Source organism: Roseovarius sp. (assembly GCF_048262375.1).
In the GTDB taxonomy this organism is placed as follows: domain Bacteria; phylum Pseudomonadota; class Alphaproteobacteria; order Rhodobacterales; family Rhodobacteraceae; genus Roseovarius.
Map to the genome: position 1 here is coordinate 1 of NZ_JBLXFE010000055.1, position 6337 is coordinate 6337.

Annotated in this window: 7 protein-coding genes; 2 read left to right on the forward strand and 5 right to left on the reverse strand. The window is 59.0% G+C overall.

The features are described 5' to 3' along the window. From ACN0SW_RS20075 to ACN0SW_RS20095, 5 genes are all read right to left on the reverse strand, one after another. Positions 1-370, reverse strand: a 370-nt coding sequence (locus tag ACN0SW_RS20075; protein WP_417729672.1) for an SH3 domain-containing protein, incomplete at its 3' end; no start/stop codon positions are given. 146 nt (positions 371-516) lie between these two features. Next, on the reverse strand, positions 517-867 hold the full coding sequence (locus tag ACN0SW_RS20080; protein ID WP_417729673.1) for an SH3 domain-containing protein: 351 nt from the start codon (positions 865-867) through the stop codon (positions 517-519). A gap of 107 nt (positions 868-974) precedes the next feature. Continuing rightward, entirely contained in the window at positions 975-1289 is a 315-nt protein-coding gene (locus ACN0SW_RS20085) for an SH3 domain-containing protein (RefSeq protein WP_417729674.1), read from the reverse strand. Between the two features lie 58 nt (positions 1290-1347). Further along, the gene (locus ACN0SW_RS20090) at positions 1348-1857 is read right to left on the reverse strand and encodes a pyridoxamine 5'-phosphate oxidase family protein (RefSeq protein ID WP_417729675.1); all 510 of its coding nucleotides are present in this window, start codon (positions 1855-1857) and stop codon (positions 1348-1350) included. Between the two features lie 766 nt (positions 1858-2623). Beyond that, positions 2624-3046, reverse strand: a complete 423-nt coding sequence (locus tag ACN0SW_RS20095) for a hypothetical protein (protein ID WP_417729676.1) — start codon at positions 3044-3046, stop codon at positions 2624-2626. On the opposite strand from ACN0SW_RS20095, the gene ACN0SW_RS20100 reads away from it, so the two are divergent. Further along, positions 3047-5041 (forward strand): NACHT domain-containing protein, encoded by a 1995-nt coding sequence (locus tag ACN0SW_RS20100; RefSeq protein ID WP_417729677.1) that lies wholly within the window; start codon positions 3047-3049, stop codon positions 5039-5041. Between the two features lie 766 nt (positions 5042-5807). After that, positions 5808-6014: a hypothetical protein gene (locus ACN0SW_RS20105; RefSeq protein ID WP_417729678.1), complete on the forward strand. Its 207-nt coding sequence runs from the start codon at positions 5808-5810 to the stop codon at positions 6012-6014. The last annotated feature ends 323 nt before the right edge of the window (positions 6015-6337 follow it).

The following is a 6337-nucleotide window of genomic DNA, read 5'->3' on the forward strand; positions in this document are numbered from 1 at the left end:
CGTAATAGGGGCGATAGGGCCGGTACGGGCGATACGGGCGATAAACCGGGCGGCGGCGCTCGATGTAGAAGTCATCGTCGTCGTCATAACGGCGATAGTCGCGGTAGCTGTCGCCCCGCGACAGATAGCTGGCCGACACCCAGCCATCCGGGCCGGACTTGTTCACGAAACACCAGCTGCCGCGGCAGTAGTCGATGTCGACACGTTCGCCGTGCTGCAGCACGTCGATGGCGCGATAGCCGGTGCCAGGGCCGGAGCGGACGTTGACGTTGGCCGTGGCATAGGCGGAGGCGGCGAAAGCGGCGGCGCCGGAGCCGATAAGGGCGGCAGCGGCAATGCCGAGGGTGAGAACGGTGCGCTTGAAGGTCATGACGGGTACTCCTCTACTGGCAGATGCGGAAATAACGGTTTCCGTTGCCCGCAGGTTGCGACGGCGCGGCTGAACCCAAAATGAACGACCACCCCGCATCCGGACAGCGTCCGGACACGAGGCGGTGATTTTTGAAGCGTTCCGGATCAGTTGCTGAGGCAGACCGAGCCGTACTGGCCGTTGAAGCAGATCTGGCCACCATTGCCGCCGTTGTTGGGCCACGGGTTGTTGTTCCAGTTGTTGAGCGAGAGCTTGTGCTTGCGCACCCAGCCATCGGGGCCGGGGATCTGGATCTTGTACCAGTTGTTCCAGGAGCCGATGATTTTCACCTTCTCGCCGGCCGAGACGTGGTTGACGGTGGGGCCGACGTTCTTGTGGAACTTCTTGACGTTGGTGGACTGGTCGACCCAGGCGTACTGGGCGGCGAACGAGGCACCGGCGGTTGCGAAGACGACAACAGCGGCGATGGCGACGGTCTTGACGGTATGAGCGAACATTTCGTGGTTCCTTCCATTGGGGTGTTGGCATCTCTGCCTTGACCGCAACACTAGGAAGCGCCGCCTGAACCGTTTCTGAAGGCCTTGTACAGGTTGGATTTTATCGATCAGAAGCCGAAATCGAGAAAGCGCCCGGAGAAGTCGGGCGGGGTGACGCGGGCCTTGGCGGGGGAGCCCACCAGGTAGGAGCCGAGCACCCAGCCATCGGGGCCGTCGTCATAGACGATCTTGCACCAGCGGCTGTGGCGGGTGCATTGCGAGAGGCCGACGCGGGTGCCGTCGGGCAGGGTGCTGATGGTGCGGTAATAGTCGCCCGGACCCGAACGGATCGGCAGGTTGCCGGTGGCGCGGGCGGTGGAGGCGGCAAAGGCCGGCGTGGCGAGTGCCAGGAGCGCGGCGGCGAGAACGAGTGGCCTGAGCATCGTAAAACTCCGCAGTTCTGTCCCGGCGCGAGTGTCGCGCCGGGCCCAGATTAGCATATCAGAGACGGACGGTGGCATTGTCGCCGAAATCGGGCTTGGCGCCGGTGACCGAGGCCGTCAGCATGGCGGTGAAGGCCACCAGCTTGCCCGGCGAATCCCAGAGCTCGGCGCGCTCGGGGTTGACGGTGATCAGCCGGATATCGGGATCGTTCTCGTCATCCCACCAGGCCTTGTCGAAGGCGCTCCACAGCTCGGCAATCCTGGTGCGGTCGTTGCTGAGGCTGGCAGTGCCGGAGATCGACACGTAATCCATGGCGCCGGTATCGGCATAGGCGAGGTTGACCACCGGGAAGCGATCGATCTGGCTGTTCTTGTGGCCTTCGGCCGAGACCAGGAAATAGATGGCGTTCTCGTCGCGATGCACGCGCGAGGACAGGGGGCGCGCCTGCTGGCGCTCGCCGTCCCAGGTGACGAACATGCAAAAATCGATCTTTTCCGCCAGTTCCCAGACGCGGTCGATGATTTCGGCCGGGGTCTTGTCGGTGTGCTGCTGGTCGTGATGAGCCATGCTGAAAATCTCCTTGTTGGCTGGCTCAACGCCGACGCCGGTCGGGAGTTGCGTCACGTTTGCCGGCGCTGCGGGCGCTCCGGCGGGGCGCGTGCATCGGCGCGCGGGGGGGCCTCGCGGTGCTCGTCCTGCGTTCCGGGAGAGCGGCTCAGGCACGGCGAGGCGCCGGACGGCCGCGCGGCCTCCGGGTTCGGGCAGAAAGCGAACAACGGCGGGCCAAAACCCGTCGATGGTGCGTAAACCGGACGCCAAGACCGCCCGGCCAGGGCCTTGGCCCGCCGTTGCGACCGGGGTTTTGGGCGTATACCGGGAGGCCCGGGGCGTTTGCGGATCGCCCCACCGCCGCAGGCCCTCGTTCTGACCAGGCCAGGCTCTTCACCTTTCCCCAGTCGGACCCTTTGTGGCGATCGGACCGAACCCTCGCCAGCGGCAGCAAATTAAGGCTGCGGGTTACCTGCGCCCGCATGACCTTCCCGGCTTGACCTGATGCAGGACGACCCCGCACCACCCAGCCTCGCCGCACCGGATGCTCGTTTGCAACCGTCGCTCGGGTGTGGCGATGCGGGAAGTGTAATGGGGGCTATGGGAGAGGGGATAACTGAACGCCGTCTGACACGATTGGCTGCAGGATGAACGGGAGATGGCAGGGGAAAGGGACCATCAACAGTTGCCAGTAGAGACCATGCATTTGGTTTGGGAGCGAGGCCGGGCCCCATCGGCGGCGGAGCGGTAGCGGCCGCGCTCGGGGATTTCTAGCGTGTATTCGTCATAGGCAGCCCAGCGCCTGGGCGAGGCGGGCCCGCATGATGGCGATGTTATAGGGTACATCGAAGGCTTTTTTCCTGGCCACCGCCCATTCGAAGTAAGTGCCTATCCCGGTGGAGCCGCAGGGCCGCGGATCGTCGTCGAGCGGCGGGCCGTTGTTGTGGCCGGGGGAAGGGGTGTCGGGCGAGCCATAGTAGTGGGCGGGTCGTGGCTCATGCCCGGATGCTGCGCCGGGGCAGGGGCGGCGTTCAACCAAAGCTGTTGATGCGTGGGATTGGGGAGGGTGATCGGAGCTATGAACTCGCTTGAAAACGTCGCACGCGAGATCTTCCTCAAACCTTGAGCACAACTCGCACAAGTCTCTTGCGACGAAATAATTGGCGAAGCTATCTTTGGCCGAACAAATATTATGGGAAAAAGACATATGGATCCCGTCAACGCTACCACTCTCGCTACAGCTGTTGCCGCGAAAGGGTTTCAGGGGCTACTCGCTTCATTGTTCGAGAAGTACATCTTTAGAAAGGGAAGTTCAGCCTTAGGGGAAAACCGCGACATAGTAAGAACGGATCTGAGAGACCACCTGCACTTTGTATTCGACAAATGTATAATGACCAAAACCATACTGAACGACTCTCCAATAAATCTTCTGTCGATCTATGTTGACCAGAGATTTAAAAGGCGAGATGCATTTTTTGACCAGTATGAACTTATTGAAGATATAAGGACCAACGGGTCTTCTGTCATCATAACAGGCATCGGTGGCGGTGGTAAATCTTTCTTCATGCGATATTTGTGGATCTCGTTTTTCGAAAACAGCGCGGGAAAGATCCCGCTTTTTATTGAAATAAGACAGATAAACACATCAAAATCTGTGAATATTAGAGACTTCTTGTTTCACACAGTTATTAGGACTGGATCGACCATATCTCAGACGAATTTTGATCAGTCTATAAAAAATGGAGAGATTGTTATATTCATAGATGGATTTGATGAAATAATTCCGGAGAAGCGGCGGGATGCTGAGATTCAGATTCAACAATTAAGAGAAAATAACCCTAATCTAGTTATAGTAATGACTAGCCGGCCAGACGATAGATTCGGTGGTTGGCATCAATTTGAAAAGGTCGAAGTTCTTCCTATGTCGAAGGAAGAGTCCGAGATACTTATAGGGCGTGCGATTTACGATGATCTCTCAAAATCGAGGCTGCTTAAAAGGATAAAGGATGGTCTATATGAGTCTCACAGTAGTTTTCTTTCTAATCCGCTGCTTGCGTACATGATGCTTTTGACTATAGCCCGTAATCCGGACATTCCGAATAAAATGTCAGCGTTCTACGAGCTTGCCTTCGATGCGTTATACCACAGGCACGACACCATGAAGGGAGGAGGATTTGTAAGAAAATACTCAGCGAATCTAGATAAGCAACAATTTATAAGACTACTTTCCTATTTTTGTCTTTCCACATACGTAGATGGGGTTACCGAAGCATCGGAAGATAAAATACTGTCCTATATCGAAATGTCGAAGGAGTTCGAGGCGGTAACGGAGAGAGCGTCCGACTTCCTTGGAGATATTGTAGATAATGTATGCCTGATGAAAAAAGATGGTATATACTTCAACTTCATACACAGAAGTTTTCAGGAGTATTTCGCCGCCGTATGTATTTGCAGAGTAGCGAGCAGGGATATAGAGGAATTATTCACAAACTTCGCAGAAAGATATAATGACGAGGTTCTGCCCATGGTGGCGGAGATGGACCCGGATCTTTTTCGTGAAAAGTACCTGATTCCTATGAGGGGCAGGTTTGAGGGGTATTTTACGATGCCTCAGAGTGACGTCGGACCTATCGCGCTCATGGGTTACAGCGGGCAGATGTTCGTCGGACGTTCGGCGGGGCCGGCGAGGGGGCGTACTCGAAATTCTCGTCATTCAGAGGCGCGATCTCGAAACGCGGAGTTGCGGCCTAGCGAGTTTCTGGTGACGCTGGAGGGTGGAAACGCTTTCAACCAGTTCGTATCAAGTCTTCAAAATGTATCCGGCTTTGGACGTTTGGACCAAGAGCAAGATGTGCAGTCTGCCCGCCTTCGCAGGGGCGGTATAGACGAAAAGTTCTTTATCGAGGCAGGCAGACGGTTCGATGTGCCGGCGGATGCGGCGATACAACTTCTGTCTGATGGCGAGAATTTACTTCTTCGGACGGTCGATGGTAGTCAGGAATTCAGGGACCCCTGGATAGAAGAAGAATTCAAAGGTACTTATATGTTTAAGTACATGAGTTTCTTTGCGCGGCGTTCGTACGGCTACGTGAATGAGGAAGTGGGACGATATTCTAGAGTGTCAGCAAGCTTTCGAAGTATGATGGAACGAGCCAAATCTCGTGGTCTCGTCGTAGTATTGAATGAAAGCAGTGGCGACTAACCGAACGGCTCATGAGCGCGCGGGATTCCAGCTGTATTCATAACTGTGCATCGTGCCCTACGCGGCTTGGCATTCCGACTCTGCGCCAGCGCGGATCCATCGGCAGTCGAATGGGTGCTATTATCGCTCGCCTCAGTGTCACACGGGGTAGAGCGGGGCGCTAGGTTGCGTGCGCGATGGGGACGCCCCCTCCACCATGCTGCGCATGGTTCCCCTCCCCCGTGAACGGGGGAGGATCGGGAGTGGCTGGTGGGTGGCCCATGGGCGGGCGGGCGGCGCAGGGAACTCGGTCGGGGTTTCGCTGCAAGGCGGGGGCGGCCCTCAAGGTTCGCGGTTAGTGGTTCGTGGTTCGTGGTTCGACAGGCTCACCATGAGGAGGCTCACCATGCGGGGCTCAGAGATTGGCGGGGGGTAGGCGAGCGAGAGAAGTTTCGTCGCAGACGAGACGACGACGCTGCGGAGGAGGCCCTCATCCTGAGCGTGTCGAAGGACGGGGGCCGGGGGCCGGATCGCGTGGGTCCTCGGGGCAAGCCCGAGGATGACGGCGGCTGGGGGAGAGCGGGGCCGGGCCGCTGGCCCGGGGATGACGAGACGGCAGGAGGTTGGGCGCGGGGCTCTCAGGCGGGTGCCTCATCTATTCACGGGAGGGGGACCGGCGTGAGCCGGGGGAGGGGGCGACGGCGTGCGTAGTCGTCCCTAGGGGCGGATACGACTGGAGCCGGCGGGCGACTCTGATCGACTGGAAAATCCAGGCGAGGAGGGTCCGATGGCCAGCTATTATGTGAACGACAATGCGCAAGCGAATGGCGACCATGAGGTACACCGGGACGGGTGCAGCTATATGCCCAGTGTGGCCAACCGCACCTATCTGGGCGAGCATGCCGCCTGCGACACCGCCGTGGCGGCGGCGAGGAAGAGATATCGCCAGTCGAACGGCTGCTTTTACTGCTCGCGGCCGTGTCACACGGGGTAGGGCGGGGGCGCTCGGTTGGTGCGCGATGGGGATGCCCCCTCCACCGGCTCCGCCGGTCCCCCTCCCCCGTGAAACGGGGGCGGACCCGACTGAGGTTTTTGCGCTGAGCTCTCCAATATTCCGCCGTGAACGGGGGGAGCGGGAGAGGGCGGGGCGGGCTCAGTAGCGGATGGGGCGACGGCGTTTGATGGCGGCGATGCGGTCGGTGTCGGATGGGCCGAGCCGGCGGCCGCGCTCCTGCACCTCGAGCGCGTATTCGGCATAGGTCAGGCCCAGCGCCGCGGCCCGGCGCACCCAGAGCCGCGCGATGTCATAGGGCACGT